General features: G+C 71.2%; 24 protein-coding genes and 1 tRNA gene. 15 read left to right on the top strand and 10 right to left on the bottom strand.

Annotated features, from left to right (window positions below):
* The first annotated feature begins 8 nt into the window (after positions 1–8).
* Genes ACIBP6_RS43760 through ACIBP6_RS43750 form a run of 3 tightly spaced genes read left to right on the top strand, consistent with a single transcriptional unit; the run spans position 9 to position 2,657 of the window.
* Positions 9–779, top strand: coding sequence for a trans-aconitate 2-methyltransferase (locus ACIBP6_RS43760; protein WP_397060744.1), 771 nt, complete (start codon positions 9–11; stop codon positions 777–779).
* Complete coding sequence (locus ACIBP6_RS43755) at positions 776–1,126, top strand: VOC family protein (RefSeq protein WP_397060742.1); 351 nt, start codon at positions 776–778, stop codon at positions 1,124–1,126. Before ACIBP6_RS43760 ends, ACIBP6_RS43755 begins: the two co-directional genes overlap by 4 nt.
* Positions 1,127–1,178: 52 nt before the next feature.
* Complete coding sequence (locus ACIBP6_RS43750) at positions 1,179–2,657, top strand: CYTH and CHAD domain-containing protein (RefSeq protein ID WP_397060740.1); 1,479 nt, start codon at positions 1,179–1,181, stop codon at positions 2,655–2,657.
* Here the strand turns inward: ACIBP6_RS43750 and ACIBP6_RS43745 are convergent.
* The 4 genes from ACIBP6_RS43745 to ACIBP6_RS43730 all read right to left on the bottom strand — a co-directional run bounded on the left by ACIBP6_RS43745 (position 2,654) and on the right by ACIBP6_RS43730 (position 7,597).
* Complete coding sequence (locus ACIBP6_RS43745) at positions 2,654–3,496, bottom strand: NUDIX hydrolase (RefSeq protein ID WP_397060738.1); 843 nt, start codon at positions 3,494–3,496, stop codon at positions 2,654–2,656. The two genes, ACIBP6_RS43750 and ACIBP6_RS43745, sit on opposite strands and share 4 nt — an antisense overlap.
* Positions 3,489–5,549, bottom strand: a complete 2,061-nt coding sequence (locus tag ACIBP6_RS43740) for an RNA degradosome polyphosphate kinase (protein WP_132620157.1) — start codon at positions 5,547–5,549, stop codon at positions 3,489–3,491. Before ACIBP6_RS43740 ends, ACIBP6_RS43745 begins: the two co-directional genes overlap by 8 nt.
* Positions 5,550–5,667: 118 nt before the next feature.
* Complete coding sequence (locus tag ACIBP6_RS43735) at positions 5,668–6,609, bottom strand: TetR/AcrR family transcriptional regulator (protein WP_397060736.1); 942 nt, start codon at positions 6,607–6,609, stop codon at positions 5,668–5,670.
* Between the two features lie 49 nt (positions 6,610–6,658).
* Positions 6,659–7,597, bottom strand: coding sequence for an acyl-CoA desaturase (locus ACIBP6_RS43730; protein ID WP_132620153.1), 939 nt, complete (start codon positions 7,595–7,597; stop codon positions 6,659–6,661).
* A 310-nt stretch (positions 7,598–7,907) separates the two neighbouring features.
* Here ACIBP6_RS43730 and ACIBP6_RS43725 point away from each other — a divergent pair.
* From ACIBP6_RS43725 to ACIBP6_RS43670, 12 genes are all read left to right on the top strand, one after another.
* A tRNA-Gln gene (locus ACIBP6_RS43725) sits at positions 7,908–7,979 on the top strand.
* Positions 7,980–8,099: 120 nt separating this feature from the next.
* Positions 8,100–9,551, top strand: a complete 1,452-nt coding sequence (gene glmU, locus ACIBP6_RS43720; protein ID WP_397060734.1) for a bifunctional UDP-N-acetylglucosamine diphosphorylase/glucosamine-1-phosphate N-acetyltransferase GlmU — start codon at positions 8,100–8,102, stop codon at positions 9,549–9,551.
* A complete protein-coding gene (locus ACIBP6_RS43715; RefSeq protein ID WP_132620149.1) occupies positions 9,548–10,525 on the top strand; it encodes a ribose-phosphate diphosphokinase in 978 nt (325 codons plus the stop codon). The genes glmU and ACIBP6_RS43715 overlap by 4 nt, the downstream gene beginning before the upstream one ends.
* Before the next feature lie 164 nt (positions 10,526–10,689).
* A complete protein-coding gene (locus tag ACIBP6_RS43710; RefSeq protein ID WP_397060732.1) occupies positions 10,690–11,310 on the top strand; it encodes a 50S ribosomal protein L25/general stress protein Ctc in 621 nt (206 codons plus the stop codon).
* Between the two features lie 66 nt (positions 11,311–11,376).
* On the top strand, positions 11,377–11,961 hold the full coding sequence (gene pth, locus ACIBP6_RS43705) for an aminoacyl-tRNA hydrolase (protein ID WP_397060730.1): 585 nt from the start codon (positions 11,377–11,379) through the stop codon (positions 11,959–11,961).
* A gap of 120 nt (positions 11,962–12,081) precedes the next feature.
* On the top strand, positions 12,082–13,512 hold the full coding sequence (locus ACIBP6_RS43700; RefSeq protein ID WP_397060728.1) for a sugar transferase: 1,431 nt from the start codon (positions 12,082–12,084) through the stop codon (positions 13,510–13,512).
* Positions 13,512–14,276 carry a 3'(2'),5'-bisphosphate nucleotidase CysQ gene (locus ACIBP6_RS43695; protein WP_397060726.1) on the top strand — a complete coding sequence of 255 codons (765 nt, stop codon included), beginning with the start codon at positions 13,512–13,514 and terminating at the stop codon, positions 14,274–14,276. The genes ACIBP6_RS43700 and ACIBP6_RS43695 overlap by 1 nt, the downstream gene beginning before the upstream one ends.
* A gap of 19 nt (positions 14,277–14,295) precedes the next feature.
* Positions 14,296–15,210: a sulfate adenylyltransferase subunit CysD gene (gene cysD, locus ACIBP6_RS43690; RefSeq protein WP_397060724.1), complete on the top strand. Its 915-nt coding sequence runs from the start codon at positions 14,296–14,298 to the stop codon at positions 15,208–15,210.
* 1 nt (position 15,211) lies between these two features.
* Positions 15,212–16,474, top strand: coding sequence for a sulfate adenylyltransferase subunit CysN (gene cysN / locus ACIBP6_RS43685; RefSeq protein WP_132620137.1), 1,263 nt, complete (start codon positions 15,212–15,214; stop codon positions 16,472–16,474).
* A 92-nt stretch (positions 16,475–16,566) separates the two neighbouring features.
* Positions 16,567–17,463: a sulfotransferase gene (locus ACIBP6_RS43680; RefSeq protein ID WP_397060722.1), complete on the top strand. Its 897-nt coding sequence runs from the start codon at positions 16,567–16,569 to the stop codon at positions 17,461–17,463.
* An 88-nt stretch (positions 17,464–17,551) separates the two neighbouring features.
* Positions 17,552–18,484, top strand: coding sequence for a glycosyltransferase family 2 protein (locus ACIBP6_RS43675; protein WP_397060720.1), 933 nt, complete (start codon positions 17,552–17,554; stop codon positions 18,482–18,484).
* Between the two features lie 41 nt (positions 18,485–18,525).
* Entirely contained in the window at positions 18,526–19,731 is a 1,206-nt protein-coding gene (locus ACIBP6_RS43670; RefSeq protein ID WP_397060718.1) for a WecB/TagA/CpsF family glycosyltransferase, read from the top strand.
* A 133-nt stretch (positions 19,732–19,864) separates the two neighbouring features.
* Here ACIBP6_RS43670 and ACIBP6_RS43665 read toward each other — a convergent pair whose 3' ends face one another.
* From ACIBP6_RS43665 to ACIBP6_RS43640, 6 genes are read right to left on the bottom strand one after another with little or no spacing between them, the layout of a single operon-like run.
* On the bottom strand, positions 19,865–20,761 hold the full coding sequence (locus ACIBP6_RS43665; RefSeq protein ID WP_397060717.1) for a sulfotransferase: 897 nt from the start codon (positions 20,759–20,761) through the stop codon (positions 19,865–19,867).
* Positions 20,758–21,993, bottom strand: coding sequence for a lipopolysaccharide biosynthesis protein (locus tag ACIBP6_RS43660; protein WP_397060715.1), 1,236 nt, complete (start codon positions 21,991–21,993; stop codon positions 20,758–20,760). The genes ACIBP6_RS43665 and ACIBP6_RS43660 overlap by 4 nt, the downstream gene beginning before the upstream one ends.
* On the bottom strand, positions 21,981–22,835 hold the full coding sequence (locus tag ACIBP6_RS43655) for a sulfotransferase family protein (protein ID WP_397060713.1): 855 nt from the start codon (positions 22,833–22,835) through the stop codon (positions 21,981–21,983). Before ACIBP6_RS43655 ends, ACIBP6_RS43660 begins: the two co-directional genes overlap by 13 nt.
* On the bottom strand, positions 22,832–23,728 hold the full coding sequence (locus tag ACIBP6_RS43650) for a hypothetical protein (protein ID WP_397060712.1): 897 nt from the start codon (positions 23,726–23,728) through the stop codon (positions 22,832–22,834). The genes ACIBP6_RS43655 and ACIBP6_RS43650 overlap by 4 nt, the downstream gene beginning before the upstream one ends.
* Positions 23,728–24,990, bottom strand: a complete 1,263-nt coding sequence (locus ACIBP6_RS43645) for a hypothetical protein (protein WP_397060710.1) — start codon at positions 24,988–24,990, stop codon at positions 23,728–23,730. Before ACIBP6_RS43645 ends, ACIBP6_RS43650 begins: the two co-directional genes overlap by 1 nt.
* Complete coding sequence (locus tag ACIBP6_RS43640) at positions 24,987–26,285, bottom strand: hypothetical protein (RefSeq protein ID WP_397060709.1); 1,299 nt, start codon at positions 26,283–26,285, stop codon at positions 24,987–24,989. Before ACIBP6_RS43640 ends, ACIBP6_RS43645 begins: the two co-directional genes overlap by 4 nt.
* Between the last annotated feature and the right edge of the window lie 272 nt (positions 26,286–26,557).

The following is a 26,557-nucleotide window of genomic DNA, read 5'->3' as shown; positions in this document are numbered from 1 at the left end:
TTATCTTTATGTCAAGAGATATCTGGGACCCGGTGACATACGCGGTCTTCGCCGACGAACGCTCCCGCCCGTTCGTCGAGCTGGTCTCCAGGGTGGGGGCGATCGATCCCGATTATGTCGTCGACGCCGGCTGCGGCAGCGGCGAGCTCACCGTCGAGCTGGGCCATCGCTGGCCGGACGCCACCATCGAGGGTTTCGACACCTCGCCCGCGATGATCACCAAGGCTCGCGCGCTGGGGGCGAAGGCCAGGTTCGCGGTCGCCGACGTGACCACTTGGCGACCGGACAGGCCCGTGGACGTGATCATCTCCAACGCCGTCCTGCAGTGGGTGCCCGAGCACCGCGCCGTGCTGGAGCACTGGATGGAGGATCTGGCCCCGGGCGGCTGGCTGGCCTTCCAGGTGCCGGGCAACTTCGAGGCCCCCAGCCACGTGGCGATCCGGGAGCTGTGCGCGTCGCGCACGTGGTCCGACAAGCTGAGCGACGTCGTACGGATCCATCCCGTGGCCGACACCCTCGAGTACGTCGACCTGCTCAACCAGGGCGGCTCCCAGGTGGACGCCTGGGAGACCACGTACGTGCACGTCCTGCAGGGCGAGGACCCTGTGCTCAAGTGGGTCTCCGGCACCGCCCTGCGCCCGATCCTCGACCGGCTCGGCCCGGAGGACCAGCGGCGTTTCAAGCAGGACCTGGGCAGGCTGCTCGCCGAGGCCTACCCGGCGAAGAGCTACGGGACGCTCTTCCCCTTCCGGCGGATCTTCGTGGTGGCGCAGAAATGACGGTCATGGCGCTGCACCACGTCCAGCTGGCCGCGCCGCCGGGCAGCGAGCCGCTGCTGCGCGCGTTCTACACGGGTGTGCTCGGGCTGCGCGAGGTGCCCAAGCCGCCCGAGCTGGCCGCGCGCGGCGGGGCCTGGTTCCGGGGCGACGGCGTGGAGGTGCACCTCGGCATCGAGGAGGACTTCCGGCCCGCCCGCAAGGCTCACCCCGCCTTCCTGGTGGACGACCTCGACGCGTACGCCGCCCGGCTGCCCGACGCCGTGCCCGACGACCTCTTCCCCGGCTACCGGCGGATCTACGTCTCCGACCCGGTGGGCAACAGGATCGAGCTGCTGCAGGCCGCGTGAGGCGCACCTTCCGGTGGCATCATGGTCAGATACCGGACAATTGCGAGGTGTAGTGGGCATCGAAATCGAGGACAAGTTCGACATTCCTCCCGGCTACGCGATCCCGGATCTGACCGGCCTGGCCACCGTGCAGGGCCCGAAGAGTCACCAGCTCGTGGCTCTGTACTACGACACCCCCGACCTGCGGCTGGCCGCCCGCGGCGTCACGCTCCGGCGGAGGAGGGGCGGCACCGACCCCGGCTGGCACCTGAAGCTGCCCAAGGCCAAGGGCGTCCGTCAGGAGATCACCCATCCGCTCACCCGCAGCACCAAGGTGGTGCCCGCGGAGCTCGCCGAGCTCGTCCGCGCCTACACCCGCGGCGCCGAGCTGGGCGTGGTCGCCGAGCTCGACACCCGCAGGGACGTCACCGTCCTGCTCGACGGCGAGGCCCGGCTGGTGGAGATCGCCGACGACCGCGTCAAGGGCACGGTGTACGGCGCGGAGCCCAAGGTCGTGCGATGGCGCGAGGTGGAGGCCGAGCTCCTGGACGGCGGCACCCGCGCCATGCTGGCCAAGGTCGGCAAGCGGCTCAAGAAGGCGGGCGCCACGCCCTCCGACGCCGCCAGCAAACTCGCCAAGCTGCTCGAACCGGCCCCGCCCGCGGTGGCCGCCACCGCACCTGGATCGGCCGGCGAGGCGGTCCTCGCCTACCTGGCCGACCAGGTGCGCGCCCTGCTCGCGCAGGATCCCCGGGTCCGCAGGGCCGAGGAGGACGCCGTCCACCAGATGCGGGTCGCCTCGCGGCGGCTGCGCAGCGCGCTCAAGGCGTTCAAGAGTGTGGTGGCCGACACCGGCCACGTGCGGGACGAGCTGCGCTGGCTCGCCACGGTGCTCGGTGAGGCCCGCGACCTGGAGGTGATCAGGGTCAGGTTCGCCGGGGAGCTGCGCGGCCTCGCCCCGGAGCTGGTCGTCGGCCCCATCCAGGCCCGGCTCGGCTCCGACCTGCACGAACGCGAGCGGCAGGCGTACGCGCGGATCAAGGAGACGCTGAGCGGCGAGCGCTACTATCGCCTCCTCGACGCGCTGGACGAGCTCGTCGCCGGCCCCGAGCTGGGCAAGGCCGCGCAGCGGCCGGCGCAGGAGAAGCTGCGCGACGTCGCCGCCGCCGGCTGGAACCGCGTGACCAAGGCGTACGACCTGGCCATGGCCATCGACGACCTGGAGCGCCGCGAGATCGCCATGCACGACGTGCGCAAGTCGGCCAAGCGTGCCCGCTACACCGCGGAGGCGCTGCGGCCCACGCTCGGCGCGGACATGTCCAGGCTGGCCAAGCTGGCCGCCGGCATCCAGGAGGTGCTGGGGACGTACCAGGACGGAGTGGTCGCGCAGGAGACGCTGGTCAAGGAGGCCGAGAGCGCCCGCAGAGCCGGCGAGGACACCTTCACCTACGGCCTGCTCGCCGGCATCGAGCGCGCCAGGGCCGAGCGCGCCCACGCCGAGTTCCCCCGCGTGTGGCAGGAGACGGTCGAGGCGGTGCGGAAGGTCCTCTAAGCGGTGTAGCGCTCGACGCTGACCACGAACCGGCCCCTGCGCTGCAGGACGGCGAAGGAGCCCTTGCGCAGGTGCACCCGCGTGCCGCTCAGCGACTCGATGAGCGCGGGCAGCACCTTGCCGTGGCTGCACACGGCCGCCGGCGCTGTGATGTCGCCGACGAGGACGGGCGTCTTCTGCGGGTCCTGGCTCTCCTCGCTGAGCAGCGGCTCGGTCCTGATCTCGGCTCCTACCCGCGCGGCGTACGGCTCCAGCGTCTGCACGCACCGCCTGCTCGGCGAGCTCATCAGCAGCTCCGGCCGGTACGCGGGCAGCGCCGTGGCCACGCCGGCCGCCTGGGAGAGGCCGTCGGCGTCGAGCGGGCGAAGCGCGTCGTCGCCCGCCCACTCGGCGCGCGACCCGGCCGAGGCGTGCCGGACGAGCACGAGCGGCACGGTGTCGAGCGGCGCCGCCCGCAGCGCGCGCAGCAGCCCCACGTCCCACTCGAACGTCAGCAGCCGCCTGGCCTCCTGCGGCGGCAGCCAGCGCAGCTCGTCCACCTCGTCGCAGGGCTCGAACCCGTCGTCGGCGAGCGCCCGCGCCGTCCAGTAGTCGACCCGCTTGAGCCGGCGGTCGCTCAGGTAGTGGACGGGCGGCAGCGCGCGGCCGAGCGCCACCGTCATGCCGGTCTCCTCGCGCACCTCGCGCAGGGCGGCGGCGATCACGTGCTCGCCGGGCTCCAGCTTGCCCTTGGGGAACGTCCAGTCGTCGTAGCGGGGGCGGTGGATGACCGCCACCTCGGGGTCGCTCTCGTCGCCGCGCCAGACCACGGCTCCGGCGGCGCGGAGCGGGTCAGTCATCAACGGTCCTCCAGCGGCGGGCGCCGATGAGACGGCTCTGCAGGTCCTCGCCGGGATGGTGGGTCCAGGTGCCGTCGGGGTTGAGCCACCAGGTGTTCGTGGAGTCGGCCATGACCTGGTCCATCAGCTCGATGAGGTACGCCTTGTGCTGCTGCGAGGTCACCTTGACCAGGGCCTCGACGCGGCGGTCGAGGTTGCGGCGCATCAGGTCGGCGCTGCCGATCCAGATCTCGGGCCGCCGTCCGAGCCCGAACTCGTACACCCGGGAGTGCTCCAGGAAACGCCCCAGGACGGAGCGTACGCGGATATTTTCTGACAAGTCCGGGATGCCGGGGCGCAGGATGCAGACGCCGCGCACCCACAGGTCCACCGGGACGCCGGCCCGCGAGGCGCGGTAGAGGGCGTCGATGACCGGCTCGTCCACCAGCGAATTGGTCTTGATCCTGATGCGGGCCGGGCGGCCGGCCTGCTGGTGGGCGATCTCGCGTTCGATCCTGGCCAGCAGGCCGCTGCGCATGGAGTGGGGAGCGACCAGCAGCCGCCGATAGGCGGAGTGGTGGGAGTAGCCGGTCAGGTGGATGAACAGGTCGGTCACGTCCTCGCCGACCAGCGGGTCGGAGGTGAGCAGGCCGAAGTCCTCGTACTGGCGGGCGGTCTTGGGGTTGTAGTTGCCGGTGCCGATGTGGCAGTAACGGCGCAGCTCGCCCGAGGCCTCCTGGCGGACGACGAGGGCGAGCTTGCAGTGGGTCTTCAGCCCGACCACGCCGTAGACGACGTGACAGCCGGCCCGCTCCAGCTTGCGGGCCCAGGAGATGTTGGCGTGCTCGTCGAAGCGGGCCTTGATCTCCACGACCACCACGACCTGCTTGCCCGCCTCGGCCGCGTCGATGAGCGCGTTGACGATGGGGGAGTCGCCGCTGGTGCGGTAGAGGGTCTGCTTGATCGCCAGGACCCTGGGGTCGTTCGCGGCGTCCTCGATGAAGCGCTGCACGGTGGTGCTGAAGGAGTCGTACGGATGGTGCAGCAGCACGTCGCGCTCGCGCAGCACCGTGAAGATGTCGTCCTCGGCGTTGATCACCTCGGCGGGCACGAACGGCCGGTAGCTCAGCTCGCCGCGGTCGAGGTCGGCGATGGCGTGCAGACCCGTCAGGTCGAGCGGCCCGGGCAGCCGGTAGATCTCGTGCGGCGCCAGCTCCAGCTCCTCGACCAGCGGCGCGAGCACCTCGGGCGTGATGGTCTCCTCGACCTCCAGCCGCACGGGCGGGCCGAAACGCCGCTTGAGCAGCTCCTTCTCCAGGGCCTGCATGAGGTTCTCGGTGACGTCCTCGTCGACGTCGAGGTCCTCGTTCCTGGTGACGCGGAAGACGTGGTGCTGGACGATCTCCATGCCCTTGAACAGCTGGCCGAGATGCGCCGCGATGACGTCCTCCATCGGGACGAACCGGTTCTTCGACGCCGCCACGAACCTGGGCAGCTGCGAGGGCACCTTGACCCGGGCGAACACCGTGTGGTCGGTGGCCGGATTGCGGACCAGCACCGCCAGGTTGAGGCTGAGCCCGGAGATGTACGGGAAGGGGTGGGCGGGGTCGACGGCCAGCGGCGTGAGCACCGGCCTGATCCGCTCCCTGAACAGTTTGCGCAGCTCCGTGCGCTCCTCGCGGCCCAGATCCTCCCACCGGACGATCTCGATGCCCTCGGAGGCGAGCTGCGGGCAGATCTTGTCGTGGAAGACGGCGGCGTGCCTGCGGGCCAGCTCGTCGGCGATGGTCGCGATCCTGACCAGCTCTTCGCTCGGCTTGAGCCCGCTCTTGGTCCGCAGCAGCAGACCGGTCGCCATGCGCCGCTTGAGGCCGGCCACGCGGACCCGGAAGAACTCGTCGAGGTTGCTGGCGAAGATGGCCAGGAACTGCACGCGTTCCAGCAGCGGCGCCGACGCGTCCTCGGCGAGTTCGAGCACCCGCTGGTTGAACTGGAGCCAGCTTTCCTCGCGGTTGAGGAACCGCTCCTGCGGAAGGGGGAGGTCGCCGGGAGGCTGGAACGGTTCTGCGGACATATGGCGTATATTGCCCCGTTTGATTGAACAGCACGTTAACGACGCCGCAACGGCTCACCCCTGAGGGTCAGCCCTGCTCAACTCCATGGTCACCCGGGAACAGTCGCTCGTTCAAGGCTTACTCGGGATGATCTACCTGTTCCAGACGGGCCGCGCGCTCGGCCAGCCTGGCCTCCCGCTGGCGGATCTTCTCCTCGCGCTCGCGGGCCTTCTCGGCCTCCTTGAGCAGCCGCTCGCGCTCCTTCTCCGCCTCCTTCAGCAGCCGCTCGCGCTCTTTAAGCTCGCGTACGCGGGCCTTCTCGGCCTCCTTCAGCTCGCGCTGGCGGAGTTTCTCGGCCTCTTTGAGCTCTTTCTCCCTGGCCTTCTCGAACTCGCGCAGCTTGTCGGCGGCGGCGGCGGGGCGCGGCTTGGCCGACGGCGACAGATCGCGGGTGGCCGCGGTGATCGACGGGTTGGGGTTGAGCCCGGTCAGGCCGTTCCAGGCCAGGTTGACCAGGTGGGCCGCGACCTCCTCGCGGCCCGGTTTGCGTACGTCGAGCCACCACTGCCCGGTCAGCGCGACCATGCCGACGAGCATCTGGGCGTACATCGGCGCCAGCTTGGGGTCGTAGCCGCGAGAGGCGAACTCGTCGGCCAGCACGTCCTCGACCTGACTGGCGATCTCGCTGATCAGGCTCGCGAACGTGCCGGTGCCCGAGGCGGCGTGCGAGTCGCGGACCAGGATGCGAAAGCCCTCGCTGCTCTCCTCGATGTACTGGAGCAGGGCCAGGGCGGCCCGCTCCAGCTTGATCAGGGAATGGGTGGCGGCGAGGGCCTCGGTGATCATGCCGAGGAGCTTTTGCATCTCGCGGTCCACGACGACCGCGTAGACGCCTTCCTTGCCGCCGAAATGTTCGTACACCACGGGTTTCGACACCTGAGCGGTGGCGGCGATCTCCTCGATGGAGGTCCCGTCGAACCCCTTTTCCGCGAAGAGCGTGCGGCTGATGTGGATCAGCTGCTCGCGTCGCTCGCTACCGGACATGCGCCTGCGAGATCGGGGTTCGGTCACGGTTTCCATAATGACGGCCACGCTTCCATGACCGTCCACCGGCCGATCCACGTCGAGGTCAGGCAATGCGCTTCGCCGCCAGCCGCTCCGGCGTCGGCCAGCGGACGTCGTACGCCCAGCCCAGCTTCTCGAAGATCCGGATGAGGCCGGCGCTCAGGTCGATCTGGCCCTTCAGCGCGCCGTGGCGGGCGCAGGTCGGGTCGGAGTGGTGCAGGTTGTGCCAGGACTCGCCGAAGGACGGGATGGCCAGCCACCACACGTTGCGCGACTTGTCGCGGACCTCGAAGGACTCCTCGCCGAAGACGTGGCAGATCGAGTTGATCGACCAGGTCACGTGGTGCAGCAGCCCGATGCGGACGAGCGAGCCCCAGAAGAGCGCGGTCAGGCCGCCCTGCCACGACCAGGTGAGCAGCAGGCCGAGCACACCCGGCAGCAGGATCGAGGTGAGCGCCATGGCGCCGAACCACTTGTGCATCTTGAGCACGTCCTCGTCCTTGCACAGGTCCGGGGCGTACTTCTGGCGGTTGGTGCGCTCGCTCTCGAACAGCCAGCCCATGTGGGCGTAGAGCAGGCCCTTGGCCATGTTCTTGAAGCCAGGGCCGAAGCGCCACGGCGAGTGCGGGTCGCCCTCCTTGTCGGAGAACTTGTGGTGCTTGCGGTGGGTGGCGACCCAGTCGAGCACGGACATCTCCAGCGACAGGCTGCCGGCGATGCCGAGGGCGATCTTGAGCGGCCGCTTGGCCTTGAACGAGTGGTGCGTGAAGTAGCGGTGCAGGCCCACCGTGACGCCCAGGCCGGAGACGACGTAGAAGACGAAGGCGATCGCGATGTCCGTCCAGCCGAGGCCCCATCCCCACGCGAGCGGCACCGCGGCCGCGATCGCGACCAGAGGCAGACCGACGACCAGGCCGAAGGTGAACAGCTCCGCCTTCGACTTGGGCTCGGGTTCGAATTCGGGCTTCGGTGTGGGTGCGGAACGCTCGGTGAGAACGGTCATGGGCAACCTCCAACGGCATGTATGTGGACGAATGTCCTGGCTACGCAACCGTAACCTACGCCAGCGTAAGTTAGGAAGACCTAAGCCGTGAATGGGGGGAACGTGACGGCGTGCTGCCCACGGTTGCGTGGGTTTCGTGTCTTGCGACTCTTTGCCGGCTCTGTTATGGAACGGCTGCTCTTCGGTTGTGCGAGCGCCCGGGCTCATGGCCCCCGTTCCCCGTGGGGCGGGTGTTAGGCGTAATTCCCGGCGCGCGGCCGGGTGCGGGGTCGGTATCGTAGGGACTGTCGGACGTCGCCTGTCCGATCTGTCCCGGATCGTCTAATCGGCAGGACAAGTGGTTTTGGTCCACTTTGTAGGGGTTCGAGTCCTCTTCCGGGAGCTCTGAGGTGCTCCCCAGCGCCAACGCGCGGGGGGAGGACAGGTATCCTCACGGTGTCGGGAGGATGACCGTGCAGTTGCCGATCATTCTGATCCGTTCCATCACAGGGAGCCTCAGTCCGTGAGTGTGCCGCGCCCGGCAGCCGTGATCGTCCTCGCCGCCGGCGAGGGCACCCGCATGAAGAGCCGGACCCCGAAAGTCCTCCACGAGCTGTGCGGCCGTGCGCTCGTCGACCACATGCTCGCCTCGGCCCGCGACCTCGGCCCCGAGCAGCTGATCGTCGTCGTGGGCCACGCCTTGGAGCGGGTCACCGGCCATCTGTCCGTCACCAGCCCCGACGCGCGCGCCGTCGTCCAGCGCGAGCAGCGCGGCACCGGCCACGCCGTCCGCACCGTGCTCGAAGAGGTCGGCACGATCTCCGGCACCGTCCTGGTGACGTACGGCGACGTGCCCCTGCTGCGCACCCAGACCATGGCCGAGCTGCTGGAGCGCCACGCCACCGAGGGCAACGCGGTCACCGTGCTGACCGCCGAGGTGCCCGACCCGACGGGCTACGGCCGCATCCTCCGCGACGAGGGCGGCGCCGTGCTGGCCATCGTCGAGGAGAAGGACGCCACCGCCGAGCAGCGCGCGATCAAGGAGATGAACTCCGGCATCTACGCCTTCGACGGCGACCTGCTGGCCGACGCCGTCAAGCGCGTCTCCACCGACAACGCCCAGGGCGAGGAGTACCTCACCGACGTCCTCGGCATCCTGCGCGGCGACGGCCACCGCGTCGGCGCCTGCGTGGCCGCCGACTTCGTCGAGGTCGAGGGCGTCAACGACCGCGTTCAGCTGGCCGCCGCCCGCAAGCTGCTCAACCGGCGCCTGCTGGAGCGCCACATGCGCGCCGGCGTCACCGTCGTCGACCCCGACAGCACGTGGATCGACGTCGGGGTGCGCATCGAGCCCGACGCGGTCATCCACCCAGGCACCCAGCTCCACGGCGACACCGTGATCGAGCCCGGCGCCGAGGTCGGCCCCGCCACCACGCTGACCGACACCTTCGTGGGCGAGGGCGCGGTCGTGCGCAACGCCGTCTGCGACAGCGCCCGGATCGGCCCGCAGGTCAGCGTCGGCCCGTACGCCTACCTGCGGCCCGGCACCGTGCTCGGCCGCGGGTCCAAGGCCGGCACCTTCGTCGAGATGAAGAACGCCAAGGTGGGCGAACGCTCCAAGGTGCCCCACCTGTCCTACGTCGGAGACGCCACTCTCGGTGACGACGTCAACATCGGCGCCTCCACCGTCTTCGTCAACTACGACGGAGTCGAGAAGAACCACACGACCGTGGGCGACGGCGCGTTCGTCGGCTGCGACACCATGCTCGTCGCCCCCGTGACGGTCAGCCCCGGCGCCTACACGGCGGCGGGATCCGTGATCACGGACCAGGTCCCCCCGGGCGCGATCGGCGTGGCACGGGCGCGGCAGCGCAACATCGAGAAATGGGTCTTGCGCAGGCGCGCGGGGACGAAATCGGCCGCGGCCGCCGAGCGGGCGCTGGCCGAGCAAGAGCAGCAGGAGAAGAACCAGTGACCAGCATCAAGCAGCCGGGCGAGAAGAACCTCATGCTCTTCTCCGGCCGTGCCCATCCGGAGCTGGCCGAGGAGGTCGCCGAGCACGTCGGCGTCTCCCTCACCCCCACCAAGCTCATCGACTTCGCCAACGGCGAGATCTACGCCCGTTACCTCGAGTCCGTACGCGGCTGTGACGCCTTCGTCATCCAGAGCCACACCGGGCCCATCAACAAGTGGATCATGGAACAGCTCATCATGGTCGACGCGCTGAAGCGGGCCTCCGCCAAGCGCATCACCGCGGTGATGCCGTTCTTCGGCTACGCGCGTCAGGACAAGAAGGGCCGCGGCCGCGAGCCCATCACGGCGCGTCTGATGGCCGACATGTTCAAGACCGCGGGCGCCGACCGGCTCATGTCGATCGACCTGCACACCTCGCAGATCCAGGGGTTCTTCGACGGCCCGGTCGACCACCTGTTCGCCATGCCGGTCCTGGAGCGCTACCTCAAGGGCAGGCTCGACCTGGACAACACCACGGTCGTCTCGCCCGACACCGGCCGCGTGCGCCTGTCCGAGCGCTGGGCCGACACGCTCGGCACGCCGCTGGCGTTCATCCACAAGCGGCGTGACCTCGACGTGGCCAACTCGGTCAAGGTCAGCGAGGTCGTCGGCACGGTCCGCGGCCGCACGTGTGTGCTGATCGACGACATGATCGACACCGCCGGCACCATCTGCAAGGCGGCCGACGCCCTCTACGAGCAGGGCGCCACCAACGTCGTCGTCGCCGCCACCCACGCGGTCTTCTCCGACCCCGCGGTCGACCGGCTGAAGAACTCCCGGATCTCCGAGGTCGTCGTCACCAACACGCTGCCGCTGTCGCAGGAGAGCCGCTTCGACAAGCTCACCGTCCTGTCGATCGCCCCGCTCATCGCCCGCGCCATCACCGAGGTCTTCCAGGACGGCTCCGTCACGAGCCTGTTCGAGGGCGACACGTGAGCTGTGACGGATCCGCAGCGTAGCGAGGGCGTCTGTCGCAGCTTTTCCGGGCGGGGCTCGGCGAATGGCGGGGTAGACTTTACGGGTTGCGCTCGTAACGCCTTCCGCTAGGGCGGGTGAGGGGGAGCGCTCAACAATCCGCCTGAGCATCCCTAGGAGATGTCGTGTCTGAAGTACGTATCGCCGCCGAACCGCGCACCGCGTTCGGCAAGGGCGCCGCCCGCAAGATCCGCCGCGCCGACAAGGTGCCCGCCGTTCTCTACGGGCACGGCATCGACCCCAAGCACCTCACCCTGCCCGGTCACGAGGTCCTCCTCGCGCTGCGCACGCCCAACGTGCTGATCCGCCTCGAGGGCGACGGCGTCGACGAGCTGGCGCTGCCCAAGGGCGTCCAGCGCGACCCGATCAAGGGCTTCGTCGAGCACGTCGACCTGCTCCTGGTCAAGCGCGGCGAGAAGGTCACGGTCGAGATCCCGGTCACCACGGTCGGCGACGTCAACTCCGACGGCCTGCTCGACCAGCAGCTCGTCCAGATCGCCGTCGAGGCCGAGGCCACCCACATCCCGACCGGCATCGAGGTCGACGTCGAGGGCCTGGAAATCGGCACCGTGATCACCGCCGCTCAGCTGCGGCTGCCGCAGGGCTCCACGCTGGCCGCCGACCCCGAGGCCGTCATCCTGCAGGTCATCAACAAGCCGGTCGAGGTCCTCGAGGCCGCCGAGGAGGGCGCGGCCGCCGAGGCTCCCGCCGCCGAGGGCGAGACCGCCGAGGCCTCTGCCGAGTAACGCGTTTTCCCGCGAACGGGGCGGCCCGCCGACGGCCGTCCCGTTCCGCCGTCCCAAGGGGAGCACATGGACCGCTGGCTGATCGCCGGACTGGGCAATCCGGGGCCCGAATACGCGGGCAACCGCCACAATGCGGGCTTCATGGTCCTCGACGAGCTGGCCGCCAGGGCCGGTGGGCGGTTCAAGGCGCACAAGAGCCGGGCCGAGGTGTGCGAGACGCGCGCCGCCGTGCTGGCCAAGCCCCTGACGTTCATGAACCTGTCGGGAGGGCCGGTCAAGGCGCTCGGCGACTTCTACAAGATCGGGCCCGAGCGGCTGATCGTCGTCCACGACGAGCTCGACGTGCCCTACGGCGCGCTGCGCGCCAAGCTGGGCGGCGGCGACAACGGCCACAACGGCCTGAAGTCGATCACCAAGGTCCTCGGCACCCGCGACTACCTGCGCGTCCGCTTCGGGATCGGGCGCCCGCCCGGCCGGATGGACCCGGCCACCTTCGTGCTGCGCGACTTCGCCACCATGGAGCGCAAGGACCTGCCCTTCCTCGTCGACCGGGCGGCCGACGTGGTGGAGTCGCTGATGGCCCGGGGCCTGGAGGCCACCCAGAACGACTTTCACCGGGCTGATCTGCACATTTCCGGCCCTCCACGCTGATCCCCGCAATGAACCGTTCGCCGGTTCTTGTCGGCCCACGCGGCTACGATCTGTGACTGTCCGTACAGGATTGGTCACATGGAGGCGCGCGTGCGCGGTGGAGCCCGCGATGAAGGACTCATGACCGTGGTGCGGCCGGGCACCCCCGTCACGGTCCCTGGCACGCCTTCGTGGGTCCGCCTCTATCGTCTGGGGGCCGTGCTCGGCGACCTGTGCGGGGCCGGCATCGGCGCCGCGGCGGCGTTCTCGCTCAGGTTCGGCGGTCTCACCCCCTACGCGCTGCCCTACCTGCTGGTCAGCCTGACGCTGCCGCTCGTGTGGTGCTGCGCGGTGGCGCTGGCCCGCGCGTACGAGGCGCGCATGCTGGGCGTCGGCTCAGAGGAGTTCCGCCGGGTCGTGCAGGCGGGCGTGGCGCTGACCGCCGCCACCGCCATCGGTTCCTACGTCACCAAGACCGACGTCGCCCGCGGCTACGTCGTGCTGGCCCTGCCCCTGGTCACCCTCTGCACGCTGCTGTTCCGCTACGCCCTGCGCCGTTCGCTGCACCGCCGCCAAGCCGCGGGCGCGTGCATGCGCCGGGTGGTCGCGGTCGGCCACGCCGCCTCGATCGCCGAGATCGTCGGCCTGTTCCGCAAGGAGCGCCACCACGGCATGGAGGTCGTGGCCGCCTGCGTGCCCGGCGGGCGCGCCGGTGAGCGGATCGACGAGGTGCCCGTCGCCGGCGACCTCAGCGACGTGCCGATCGCCGTCGACCTCTACCGTGCCGACACCGTGGCCGTGCTGGCCTGCCCCGAGATGGACGGCCAGGCGCTGCGCCGGCTGGCCTGGCGGCTGGAGCGTACCCGCACCGAGCTGGTGGTCGCCCCCGCCCTGATGGACGTCGCCGGGCCGCGCATCATGATCAGGCCGGTGGCCGGGCTGCCGCTGCTGCACGTGGAGCATCCGGAGCTGACCGGCGTCCGCCAGCTCGTCAAGAACGTCTTCGACCGCATGGTGGCGGCGGTCCTGCTGGTGCTGCTGGCGCCGCTGCTCGCGGGCCTGGCGGTGGCCGTACGCGCGACGAGCCCCGGGCCGGCGCTCTTCCGGCAGACCCGGGTGGGCAAGGACGGCCGGCTCTTCACGATCCTGAAGTTCCGCACGATGCGGCGAGGCTCCGAGCGGCAGAAGATCACTCTGGTCAGCGACCGCGACGGCGTGCTGTTCAAGCTCCGCAACGATCCGCGCGTCACGCCGCTCGGCGCGTTCATGCGCCGCCACTCCCTCGACGAGCTGCCCCAGCTGCTCAACGTCGTGCTCGGCCACATGTCGCTCGTCGGGCCGCGCCCGCCGCTTCCCGAGGAGGTGGCACGCTACGGTGACGACGTGCGCAGACGACTCCTCGTACGCCCCGGGCTGACCGGCTTGTGGCAGGTCAGTGGTAGATCTGACCTATCGTGGGAGGAATCCGTACGTCTAGACCTGCGCTACGTGGAAAATTGGTCCCTGACACTGGACCTTCAGATCCTGTGGAAGACTTGGTCGGCCGTCGCCCGCGGGCAAGGAGCATATTGATGACGATTCGCGACGATCACGCCCTCGCCGCCGACCTGGCGACCGAGGCAGGCGAGCTGCTGCTGCGCATTCGCGAGCGCACGGGGTTCGCCGATCCCAAGGCGCTGAAGGCCGAGGGCGACCGCGGGTCGCACGTCCACCTCATGGAGGCGCTGGCGCGACTGCGCCCGAGCGACAGCGTGCTGTCGGAGGAGGCCACGCGCGAGGAGCGGCTCGACCCGCGCAGGCTGGGCGCCGATCGGGTGTGGATCGTCGATCCCCTTGACGGCACCCGCGAGTTCTCCGAGGAGGGCCGGTCCGACTGGGCCGTCCACGTGGCCCTGTGGGAAGGCGGCCGGCTCGCCGCGGGCGCCGTGGCGCTGCCCGCCCAGGGCCGCACACTGACGACCGCCGACCCGCCGAAGCTGCCGGCCCACGACAGCGGCCGCTTCCGCATCGCGGTGAGCCGCACCCGGCCGCCGGAGTTCGTCCAGAAGCTGGCCGCCGCCGCGGGCGCCGACCTCGTTCCCATCGGGTCCGCCGGGGCCAAGATCTCGGCCGTGCTCACCGGCGAGGTCGAGGCGTACGTCCACGCGGGCGGCCAGTACGAGTGGGACTCCGCCGCGCCGGTCGCCGTCGCGCTGGCCGCCGGGGCCCACGCGAGCCGCATCGACGGGTCCGAGCTGGTCTACAACCAAGCCGACCCGTCACTACCCGATATCCTGGTTTCCCTACCGGAGCTGGCGGCATCCCTGCTCGCCGGCATCCGGGACCTGCACCGCTGAACCGCCGGAGGAAGCACCCATGCTCCAGCGCGACTACACGACGTCGCAGCTCGACGTGCTCGAAGCAGAGGCCATCCACATCATGCGTGAGGTGGCCGCCGAGTTCGAGCGCCCATGTCTGCTCTTCTCCGGAGGCAAAGACTCGATCGTCATGCTCCGCATCGCGGAGAAGGCGTTCTGGCCCGCGCCCATCCCGTTCCCGCTCATGCACGTCGACACGGGCCACAACTTCGACGAGGTCATCGAGTTCCGTGACCGCCGCTCCGCCGAGCTGGGCGCGCGGCTGATCGTGGCCAGCGTGCAGGACTCCATCGACCAGGGCAGGGTCGTGGAGGAGACCGGCCGGCGCGCCTCGCGCAACCGGCTGCAGACCACCACGCTGCTCGACGCGATCGAGGAGCACGAGTTCGACGCGGTCTTCGGCGGCGCCCGCCGCGACGAGGAGAAGGCCAGGGCCAAGGAGCGGGTGTTCTCCTTCCGCGACGAGTTCGGCCAGTGGGACCCGAAGAACCAGCGTCCAGAGCTGTGGAACCTCTACAACGCGCGCATCCGCAAGGGCGAGCACATCCGGGTCTTCCCGCTGTCCAACTGGACCGAGCTCGACGTCTGGGACTACATCAGGCGCGAGGGGATCGAGATCCCGTCCATCTACTTCGCCCACACCCGCAAGGTGTTCGAACGCGACGGCATGCTGCTGCCCGACGCCGACGTCGTGCAGCGCGGCGACGACGAGCCGCTGTTCGAGTCCGTCGTCCGCTACCGCACCGTGGGCGACATGACCTGCACCGGCGCCGTGCAGTCCACGGCTGTCACGGTCGAGGAGATCATCGAGGAGATCGCGGCCACCCGGATCACCGAGCGCGGGGCCACCAGGGCCGACGACCGCTCGTCCGAGGCCGCCATGGAGGACCGCAAGCGAGAGGGCTACTTCTAAGATGGACATTCTTCGCTTTGCCACCGCGGGAAGCGTCGACGACGGCAAGTCCACCCTCATCGGACGGTTGCTCTTCGACTCCAAGGCCATCTTCGAGGACCAGCTCGAAGCGGTCGAGCGCACCTCGCGCGACCGCGGCACCGAATACACCGACCTGTCGCTGCTCACCGACGGCCTGCGGGCCGAGCGCGAGCAGGGCATCACGATCGACGTGGCCTACCGCTACTTCGCGACGCCGCGTCGGAAGTTCATCATCGCCGACACGCCCGGCCACATCCAGTACACCCGCAACATGGTCACCGGCGCCTCCACGGCCGACCTGGCGATCATTCTCATCGACGCGCGCAAGGGCGTGCTGGAGCAGTCGCGCCGGCACGCGTTCCTGACCTCGCTGCTGCGGGTGCCCCACCTGGTGCTGGCCGTCAACAAGATGGACCTCGTCGACTACTCCGAGGAGCGGTTCGACGAGATCAGGGAGGAGTTCTCGGCGTTCGCCTCCAAGCTCAACGTCGGCGACCTCACCTTCATCCCGATCTCCGCGCTCAACGGCGACAACGTGGTGTCGCGCTCCGAGAACATGCCGTGGTACCTCGGCACCTCGCTGCTGCACCACCTGGAGAACGTGCACATCGCCTCAGACCGCAACCTGACCGACGTGCGCTTCCCCGTCCAGTACGTCATCCGCCCCCAGCGGGCCACCGACCACGCCTTCCACGACTACCGCGGCTACGCCGGCCAGGTGGCGGGCGGCGTGCTCAAGCCCGGTGACGAGGTCGTCCACCTGCCCTCGGGGCTCACCACGCGCATCTCCTCGATCGACACCTACGACGGGCCGGTGGAGGAGGCGTTCCCGCCCATGTCGGTGACGCTGCGCTTCGAGGACGACATCGACATCTCGCGCGGCGACATGATCGCCCGGCCCAACAACCAGCCGCAGGCCGCGCAGGAGTTGGAGGCGATGGTCTGCTGGATGACCGACGTCCGCAAGCTGACGCCGCGCACCAAGCTGACGATCAAGCACACCACCCGCACCGCGCGGGCGCTGGTGCGCGACCTGCACTACCGGCTCGACGTCAACACCCTGCACCGCGACGAGGAGGCGTCCTCGCTCTCCCTCAACGAGATCGGCCGGGTGTCGCTGCGGGTCACGCAGCCGTTGTTCGTCGACGACTACTCCCGCAACCGGCTCACCGGCGGCTTCATCCTCATCGACGAGGCCACCCACACCACGGTCGGCGCCGGCATGATCCTGGACGCCAGCTGAGGTAGATCTTTTAGGGTTCCGTTTACCCTTCGATTACCCTCGGTGCTAGGGTCGTCGCGTTCCGTGTAAGCGATCGCGATGGGCCCTGTCCTGTGACTGACCGCTCGCCCGTACGGGTGATCTATCTGGGCGGCCTCGGCCGCAGCGGCACCACGCTGCTCGAACGGCTCCTCGGTGAGCTGCCCGGCGTGGTGGCGCTCGGCGAGGTCGTCCACCTGTGGGAGCGCGGGGTCATCGCGGAAGAGCTCTGCGGGTGCGGCCGGCCCTTTCCCGCCTGCCCCTTCTGGCGGCAGGTGGGGCAGCGGGCGTTCGGGGGGTGGACACGCGGGCATGCCGAACGCATCCTGACGCTGCGGCGCAGGATCGACCGCACCCGCAGGATCGCCCGCATCGACCACCCCGACCTGGCCGAATACGCGCGGGCCTATCGATCGCTGTACGAGGCGGTCGGCGCTCCGGTCGTCGTCGACTCCAGCAAACACGCCTCGCTCGCCTGCTGCCTGGTCGCGAGCGGGGTCGACGTCCGCGTCGTCCACGTGGTCCGGGACCCGCGCGCGGTCGCCCACTCCTGGGGCAAACTCGTGCCGCGCCCCGAGGACGGCCGGCCCATGACCCGCTGGGGTCCCGCCCGCACGGCCCTGCACTGGTGGGCCCAGAACACCGCCCTCGAGCTCCTTCCCGGCCGCGGCGCGCGCGTGACCAGAGTCAGGTACGAAGACCTCGTCGCCACTCCCGGCGCCACCCTGCGGGGGCTGGCCGGCCAGTTGGCGCTGGCGGAGCCCGACCTGTCGTTCATCGAGGGCCACACCGCCTGGCTGGGCCCGTCCCACACGGCCTCCGGCAACCCGATGCGTTTCCATGTCGGGCGGGTCGAGCTGCAGCGCGACGACTCTTGGCGATCGGGGCTGCCGGGCGGCGACCGTCGCGTGGTGGCCGCCCTCACGTGGCCGCTGCGGGCCCGCTACGGCTACCTGGGGGTGGCGGCGTGAGCCGGCCCGCGGTGCGGATCATCGTCGCGACGGGTGGTGACGGTCCGGGGTTTGCGCTGGTTCGCTGTGGCCGTCCGGGGGAGGCGGCGTGAGCGGCTGGCCCTCGGTCGGGGTGATCGTCGCGACGTGTGGTGACCGGGCGGGGTTGCTGCGGGAGGCCGTGGCGGCCGTGCTGGCGCAGGACTACCCGGGTGAGCTGTCGGCGGTCGTGGTGGCCGACGCGCCGCTGCCCAGTGGCGGGCGGGTGCGGGCGAGCTCCGCGGCGGTGGCGGTGCAGGTCGCGGGGGCGGTCGCCGGGCCGCGCGTGCGCGTGGTGGCCAACGCGTTGAGCCCCGGGCTGCCCGGCGCGCGCAACACCGGCATCGCCGCCTGTGACACCGACCTGGTCGCCTTCTGCGACGACGACGACCTGTGGCTGCCCGGCAAACTCACCGCCCAGGTGCGGGAGCTGCTGGACGGCGGGGAGTTCGCCAGCTGCGGCATCGAGGTCGAGCACGGCCACCGCCGCGTGCCCCGCCTCGCCGGTGCCTCCTGCGTGACCGCGGCCGACCTCGTGCGTTCGCGGATGGTGATGGTGCACTCATCGACGTTCGTGTTCAAGCGCGGGTCGCTCTGGGTCGACGAGAGCGCGCCCGGCGGCCAGAACGAAGACTGGGACCTGGCGCTGCGCGCCGCCAAGCGGCGTCCGCTCGTCCACGTCGATCAGCCGCTCGTACGCGTGCGCTGGGCAGGGTCCCACTACGCCGCCCGCTGGGCGGATCGCATCGCCGGGCTGGAGTGGATGCTCGCCCGGCACCCCGAACTGGCCGTGGATCCGCGCGGCGCGGCGCGGGTCTACGGCCAGCTGGCCTTCTCCCACGCCGCGCTCGGGCACCGGCGCGCGGCCGCCCGCTGGGCCGCGCGTACGTTCGCGGCCCGGCTGGGTGAGCCGCGTGCGCCGATCGCGCTGGCGGTGGCGGCCGGCCTCGTCTCCGCGCCCACCGTGCTCTCGGCCCTCCACCACCGGGGACACGGCATTTGACCCGCCCACCCACCGATCCGGTTCTGCCCGCCGGATGCGGTGTGCCGGACGACGAGCACGTCCCGGCCCTCAAGGCGGTGTCCTGCGGGCTGGGGGAGCCGGGTGCGGGGATGGTGGTGGATCGTTCCAGGTTCGCGGTGCCGGTTCCGTTCGGCCGCCGGGCGTCCGGAGGCGGGATGGGTGTCCACGGCGGGGTGGCGGCCTCGGCTGAGGCGGTGCGCCGGGATGGGGTGGCGGTCACAGGAGAAGTGGCGCCAGGAGGCGAGGTGGTGTCCATGAGCGTGGTGGCGGGTTCGGGCGCGGTGGCGTTCGGGGGCACGGCGGCGGCGCCGGTGACGTCCGTGAGCGGGATGGCGGGCGCGGGCGAGGCGGTGGCCTTGAGCGGGCCGGTCCCTGTGGCTCTCGGGGGGCGGGTGGCCGTCGGTGGGGTGGCTGTTGACGCGGTTCGGGAGGATGACGTCGTCCGGTGGGTGGAGGCGGCGCTGGAGCGTGGGCGCGGTGGGCGGATCGTCACGCCCAATGTGGATATCTGCCGGGCTGTTGCCCGGGATCCCGCGCTCAGGGAGCTGGTGTGTTCGGCGGAGATCGTGGTCGCGGACGGGATGCCGTTGGTGTGGGCGGCGGAGCTGCTCGGCACGCCGGTGCCGGGGCGGGTCACGGGAGCTGATCTGCTCTGGTCGTTGAGTGGGCTCGCCGCCCGCAGGGGGTGGCCGGTCCATCTGCTCGGCGGGCCGCCGGGAGCGGCGGCTGCGGCAGCTCGCGCGCTCACCAGGCGCTTTCCGGGGTTACGGGTCTGCGGCGTGAGTACGCCTCCGTACGGGTTCGATGCCACTGCTGAGGGGCGGGCGCGGGTGCGGCGGGAGGTGGTCGCGGCCCGGCCGCGGATCGTGTTCGTCGGGCTCGGGTTCCCGAGGCAGGACCGGCTGGTCGCCGAGTTGCGGGAGGAACTGCCTGACGCGTGGCTCCTGGGATGCGGGGCGGCCATCGCCTTCGCGGCCGGCACCCTGCCCAGAGCGCCGGAGTGGATGCGCCGGGCGGGGCTGGAGTGGGCCTTCCGGCTGGTTTGCGAGCCGCGGCGTCTGACCCGCCGTTACCTGGCGAACGACCTGCCCTTCGCCGCCCGGCTCCTCACGACCGCCTTGGCCGCCCGGCTCGTCGCCGCCTCTCCAGCCGTCCGGTTCGTGGCTGCCGCCACGGCTGCTCGCATCGTCGCCGCCTCCTTGGCCGCCCGCCTCAGGCGAAGGTGAGGGTCTTCTAGGGTGCCGGTCCATGTCCTCTGGCGCGTGGGCGGGACCTGGAGTGGCCTGTCGTCGGTGTCGTGCGGAAGCGACTCCACGGATCTGGCCCGTCCTGCGACGGTGGCCGGGGGTTGTCGCCCGGTCAGGTGAGGGCCCGGATGCGGGTGGTCTCTTCAGGGGTCAGGCCGTGTGCGGCGGTGCTCAGGGAGGCGGGGGAGTTCATGGGGCGGTACGCCGTGCGGGACAGGCCGGTCCAGGTGAAGCCGCGGCCTGGGGCGGTGGAGGTGGGGCTCAGGCAGGCACGGGTGATGCGACGTTCGGCGGATGTGGTCCAGGGCAGGTCCGCGTAGTCGTAGAGGTGGCGGAAGACCGGCAGAGGGTCGGCTGCCAGCGATTCGTATGGGGTGACGAGGATTCCCTGGGTGCGGTCGAGGATCGCGCGGGTCACCCGCCACAGGGCGGCGGCCTTGGCGATCCGGTCCTCGGAGCCGACCAGCGGCCGCAGCTGCAGAACCTCCGGATGGTCGCGTACCAGGAGCGGCTGGTCCAGCAGCTCCTCGAAGTGCACCGTCCAGCCCAGACGCTGCCAGCTCGCCACGAACGTCACGGGGTCCCGGACGAGCGCGATCACCCGGCATCCCAGCCGCCGGGCGAACCAGCCCGCGCTCAGCACCGCGAACGGGTCGTCCAGCAGCGCCCGCCGCCCCGTCAGCCGGCCGTACGTGAACGCGGTGCCGTATCGGACGAGACGCGCCAGATCGTACGGTGACCGGTTGGCACGCAGCTCGGCGAGCCACCGGTACCGCAGCGCCACGGTGTCGCGGAAGGCGGGCAGCCAGTCGCCGGCGTTGTCGTCGCAGATGTACTGGAAGCGGTGGGTCACCCGGGCGTTCAGGACACCGGGGCAGCGGCCGGGCGGGTGTTGCGGGTTGAGCGGCTCGTTGACGTAGACCAGGTCGCCTCCGGCGGCGAGCATCTTGCCGGCCCAGCTCGTCCCGCTGCGCGGCAGCCCGGTCACCAGGACGGGGCGCCCCCTCATGCCGCGGCCCAGCCGCGTACGCGCAGCGCCGCGAGGGTGTGGCGGCCGAACGGGTGCAGGCCGTAGCGGCGGTGCAGCTGCCACAACGGCAGCAGGTTCTTCACGAGCACGCCGCCCGACCACCCCGCGACCGCCCCGAGCGCCCCGTGGGCCGGGATCAGCGCCACATCGAGGACGAGGGTGCAGGCGACGGCGGCCAGCAGGTTGGCCAGGCTCGTCCCGGTGTGCCCTGCGGCGGTCAGGACGACGTCCACCATCCCGCAGGCCGTCGCGACCATCATCGTCCCGGCCAGCACGAGCGCGACCGGAACCGCCGCCTCGTACCCGGGGCCGAACAGCCGCAGCACCCACGGGGCCAGCGCCGCGTACGCCAGCCACACCGGCCAGGTCAGCAGCACGAGCCAGAGCGTGGCGCTCTGGTAGAGGCGCCCGGCAAGCTCGTGCTCGCCGTCGGCCAGCGCCCTGACCAGCCGCGGTTGGAGGGCCTGCGCCAGCCCCTGGTTGGCGAGTTGACCGACCACCTTGAAGCGGGTGGCGGCGGTGTACACGGCGGCCTGGACGGGGCCGGCGAGCGCGGCGACGATCACGATGTCCACCCGCTGGAACACCGCCTGGATGGCCCCCGCCACCGACCGGGGAGCGGTGTGACGCCACAGATCCCGTACGGTCCCCGGCAGGTAAGGCGTCCGCGTCACCCGCCCCCTGACCGCCACCACGGCCAGGACCAGCAGCGGCACGTACGGCAGGCCCCACGCCGCCGGCAGCCACCCGGCCGCCCCCGCCAGGGCCGCGCCCGCCACGAGAGCCAGCTGGCAACACGGCACCAGCACCCCGTCGAGCAGCACCGTGGGCCGCATGGAGCCGAACCCCCGGGTGACCGCCAGCAGCACGTCGCCCGCCACCATGACGGGCAGGACCAGCGCGAGCGGTCCGAGCCACGGATACAGCACCACCGCCGCGAGCCCGGAGACCACCAGACAGGGCACCAGCGCCGCCCGGATATATCCGGAAATACCGTCGACCGCCCGCGCTGCGAAGTACACCAGCCCGTTCCCCGCGTCGAGCTTGGCGATCCCCGCCACCATCAGCGCCAGCGCGGTCGCCGTGAAGAACGCCCCCGCCTCCGCCGCGGAGAACGCCCGCGTGACGACCACCACCAGCGCGAACTGCGCCAGCGCGCTGCAGCCCGCCCCCACCACCCCGGCGGCACCGGCCAGGCTCAACGCCGCCACGACGGCTCCTCGCCCAGCCACCGCGCCAGCCGGGCGTCGTACGGCTCGAACCGCTCGCGCAGCGACCGCTCCAGCGCGGGCGGCACCGGACGCGGCAGCGCCCGGCCGTTGTGCCGCTCGAACACCGGATACCCCAGGTGCGGCACCTCCAGGAACTCCAGCACCCGGTCGTAGACCGCCTCGGGATGGGCGAAGAAGCGGTGGCTGTCCAGCACGAGGATCCGGTCGCGGCCGAACAGCGGCTCCAGCCGGTCGAGCTGGTCGGCGTAGCGGCTCCGGGTCACGTAGGCGTGGTGGCGGTGGGAGTGGTGCAGCGCGTAGGGGAGCGCGCGCAGCAGTTCGTCGGCTCCGGCCAGGCGCTGCTCCTCGAGTTCGAGCGCGGTCTCGAGGTGCGACTCCGTCTCGAAGCCCCTGGCCAGCTCGTGGGCGTGCGCCGAGCAGGCCCGCTCGACGGGGTCGCGCACGAGCACGACGAGCTTCACGCCCGGCAGGGTCGCGGCGATGCGCTCGCCGGCCAGCGGGTGGAACAGGTAATAGGGGGAGGACTCGTACGCATGAGCAGGCCCGCCGTGCCGGCGGCCGAGCAGGGCGGCGCCCGCCTGTAACGGGAAGTGGGCCCGGTACCAGCGCAGGCCGCGGTCGTAGGCCATGTCGAAGTAGTGCACGCCCTTGTGCAGCACCGGCTTGAGCAGCAGCGGGTGCTGGGCGAGCGCGCGGTAGAGCGAGGTGGTGCCGCACCGCTGAGCCCCCACGATGAGGAACGACGGCAGCACCCGCGCCCCCGCCGTGAACCGCCCCGCCGACCGCGACAGGGAAAGGGCCGAGCGTTTCATCGTCCTCATGTCAGCAACTCCTGGTGGTCGACGACCGGGTTGAGCCAGGTCTCCGGCGGGCCCAGCGGTTCGTGACCGTCGGCGGCGTGCCGGTCGGCCAGCGCGATCAGGTACCGCAGTGCGGTGTGCCGGGCCGCCGCCGCCGACAGCCCGAGGGGAGCGAGCACCCGTACGGACTGGGCCAGGCACGCCCGCGCCGCGACCGGCGGGCGCATCCGGCGCAGCGCCCGCTGGAAGAAGTGGTGGACCGCGTCGAACCCGTACGGGACGCCGATCTCGTAACGCTCCCAGTCCCACACCAGCACCCGGCCGTCGGGCGACGGGCACATGTTCCAGGGAGCGAGGTCGCCGTGCCAGGCCGGGCGGGTGCCGCCGGTCCCGGCGATCTCCCTGACGGCGTCGAGCAGCAGCGGGCGCGGCACCCGGCGGCGGCACACCGGCAGCGGTGAGACGGCCAGCACCGACAGGCCCCGCCACTCGCCGTGGTGCAGCACGTAAGGGGTGGCCACCACGTCGAGGGACAGCCCGGCCAGCCGGCGCAGCGCCGCCGCCTCCGTGGCGAGCAGCTCGCGGGTGCGGGGCGTGTCGCCGACCTTCACGAACGCCAGCCGCCGCCCTTGCGAGCGCGCCTCCAGCACGGGCTTGCGGTTGGCCCGCCGCGCCGGACGCACGTGCAGGACCGTCTCGACCGGCCGCTCGAAGACCTCGCTCAGGTACGTCGCGATCGACCCTTCGTCGGGCACCATGACCCGGGAGCCCACATGCCACCATCGGCGCGGCGCCAGCCGCCGGGGCAGGGCGGGAAGCGGCAGCACGGTGTACGCCCGGGGCGAGCCCGTCCCCGGGTACAGCAGCCGCACGGTCTCCGCGAGGTAGCCGAGACGGGTCGCGGCGTCGGTCATCAGTTTCTCCAGAGCAGGGCGAACGAGATCAGATAGAGGCTGAGCGGCGAGACCAGGCCGTCGTAGATGAACATGTAGAGCAGCACGAGCCCCATCACGAACACCCCGGCCAGCCCGATCGGGCTGCGGTCACGCCAGTGGCGCCGGATGGCGCCGAGGAAGAACCCCGCGTACAGCAGCGCGCCGGTGAACCCCTGGGTGATGATCAGCAGCCAGAGCTGCCCGTCACCGCCCAGCGGCGGATGTCCGCAGGTCGGGCACCACGGGGTCTTGCCCGTGGTGATCGAGCGGTGGTTGCCGGTGGCGTTGCGGGTGTTGCCGTAGCCGATGACCGGCGAGTGGGTGGCCGCCGCGAGGGTCGCGCTCACGGTGAAGGCCCGGATGTCGTTGGAGTGCGGCCGGTCCAGCCGCTGGGCGACCAGCGACGCGAGCGGGCTGAGCACGAACGCCAGCGCCGCCGTGGCCACTAACCCGCACGTCAGGATCCGGGTGCGTCCGCCCACCCGGACGATGAGGTAGAGCACCGCGAGGCCGAGGCCGATCCACAGGCCCCGGTTGAGCGAGTACACGACGGGGATCGCGGCCAGGGCGAGCACCACGGTCGCGAAGACCTTGTGCCGCGTCCGGCCGTACACCCACCAGCCGATCACGAACCAGACCAGCAGCACCGACGCGTTGCTGCCCCACGCGTTGGCCCACTCGTACGGCGCCTCGGGCCGCGGCGCGGCGTACCCGAGCACCTTCTGGGTCTGCGCCGCCGTGGGCTGGATGAGGTTCTGGACGAACGGGTTGCCGCCGATCCAGTCCGGCAGCAGCAGTTGCACCGGCGCGGTGTAGGAGAAGGCCGGGAAGAACACGCCGAGCAGCCCGCCGGCGACCGTGGTCACGAACAGCACGCCGAGCATCCGCACCAGCCGCAGCTGCGGCAGCTCGCGCTCGGTGAGGTTGCCCAGGTAGAGCATCATGACCACGACGGAGGTGTAGAGCGCCAGCCGCATGAGGTAGCCGATGACGCGGCCGGCGCTCAGCTCGCCGTACGTGCCGGGGGGCGACTCGGCCAGCATCAGCCCGCTGATGAGGTAGCCGGCCAGCAGCAGCGCCCACAGCCCGAACCCGCGCGGCACCCTGATCGGCCGGCGCCGCCACAGCACCACCGCCATCGGCACCGCCACCACGATCACCGACAGCCCCCCGAACCCGAGCGCCCACCAGACCGGGTAGCCGATCAGCAGCGCCGCGATGGGCCAGGCGGCTCTGCTCACGTCGGCATGCCCGGCCGCTGCGGGTGGTGGAAGTGCTGGATGGGGGTGGTGTCGGGCGGCAGGCCCAGATCGAGCTCGCCGCTCGCGACGAGCTTGCCGAGCGTGTGGTGGTGCGGGTGCGGCTCCAGCAGCGGCACGAACGTCGGCACCGCCTCGGCCGCCGCGACCACGCCGACGACCGGGACGCCGTGCCGGGCCAGTCGCCGTACGGCGGCGGCGACGTCCGTGGAGGTGACCCGGCCCAGGCCCACGACCAGCAGGGCGGCCTCGGCCCTGGCCAGGTCGCGGGCGTCGGAGCCGTCCAGCACGACGAGCGGCAGGCTCACCGGCAGCGGCTCGGCGCGGCGGCGGGCGGGTTGCAGGTCGTGGGGGAGCGCCCTGATCAGGAGCCGCCTGCCCGGGCAGGCGGCGACGACCTCACCGGCCAGCTCCGCCAGCACGCCGTGCGGGCGCGGCCCGGACAGGTCGCCGAGGACGGGCAGGCCGGTCAGCCGCTCCACGTCGGCGGCCGTGCGCAGCCGCCTGTCGAGCCGGTCGCGGGCGTACGCGGCGGCCGAGCCGGCCAGCAGGCCTGCCATCAGCCCGGTGCCGAGATAGAGGGGCAGGCTGGGGGAGCTGGGGGCGTCCGGCGGCGTGGCCCGGCTGAGGATCGAGCCCGGGGTCACCGCGACCGTCCGCAGCGCGTCGTACTTGAGCGCCAGACTGGCGGACTGGCGGTTGAGCACGCTCTGGCGCTGCTGGGCGAGCGTGTGCTCCGGGGTGCCCCTGGGCAGCCGGACGAGCTCCCTGACGACCTGGTCGAGTGCGGCGTTGACCTGCTTGTACTTGGTCAGCATCGCCTGCTGCTGCGCGGTCAGCGCGCTCAGGGCGCCCGCGCGGCGATGGTCGAGGTACGCCTCGGCGTACGCGCGCGACCGGGCGGCCGCGCTGTCGGGGTCACCCGCCGTCACCGAGATCCACAACACCCCCGAGTTGGGCGGCACGAAGACCTCGGCCGGCTCGGGCTCCTCACCGCCGAGGACCCTGGCCGCGCGGGCGGCGACCGCCGCCGACTGCGCGACCTGGGCCTCGGTGTCGAGGTTGAGCGCCTCACGCTGGCGGTTGGTGACCTGGTTGAGCGGCTCCGGCACGCCCACCGGCAGGACGTGGACCTGGGTGGTCGCGGTGTAGACGGCCGGTGTGAGCAACAGGAGTGCGAGCGCCGCGACGCCGCCGAACACGACGCAGCCCACGAACGGCAGCCACCGCCGGCGCAACAGCGCGAGGTGCTCGTCCAGGCCGGTGCCGGAGCTCATGGGAGGTCTCCTGGGATGTGTGCGGATCGTCGCGGACCGGCGACACTGCGTCACTGTCCGGACGCGCGCTCACTATAGGACGGACGGTTATCACCCAGGTGGAATACGCAAGATTTTCTCCGGTACGGCCAGAAAGAAGGCACCTGATAAATCGAAATATCAGAAAAAGTCGGGCGACCCGATCCCTGTCATGAACTGGGGAGACTCTCACACTGGCTGACGTTCCAAGAATGGCGTGGCAAGGTTCAGGTGTGATAGGCGGGGGTCACTCG

It is taken from the genome of Nonomuraea terrae, from assembly GCF_044465245.1.
GTDB lineage: Bacteria > Actinomycetota > Actinomycetes > Streptosporangiales > Streptosporangiaceae > Nonomuraea > Nonomuraea terrae.
This window is presented reverse-complemented; position numbering and strand designations above follow the sequence as displayed.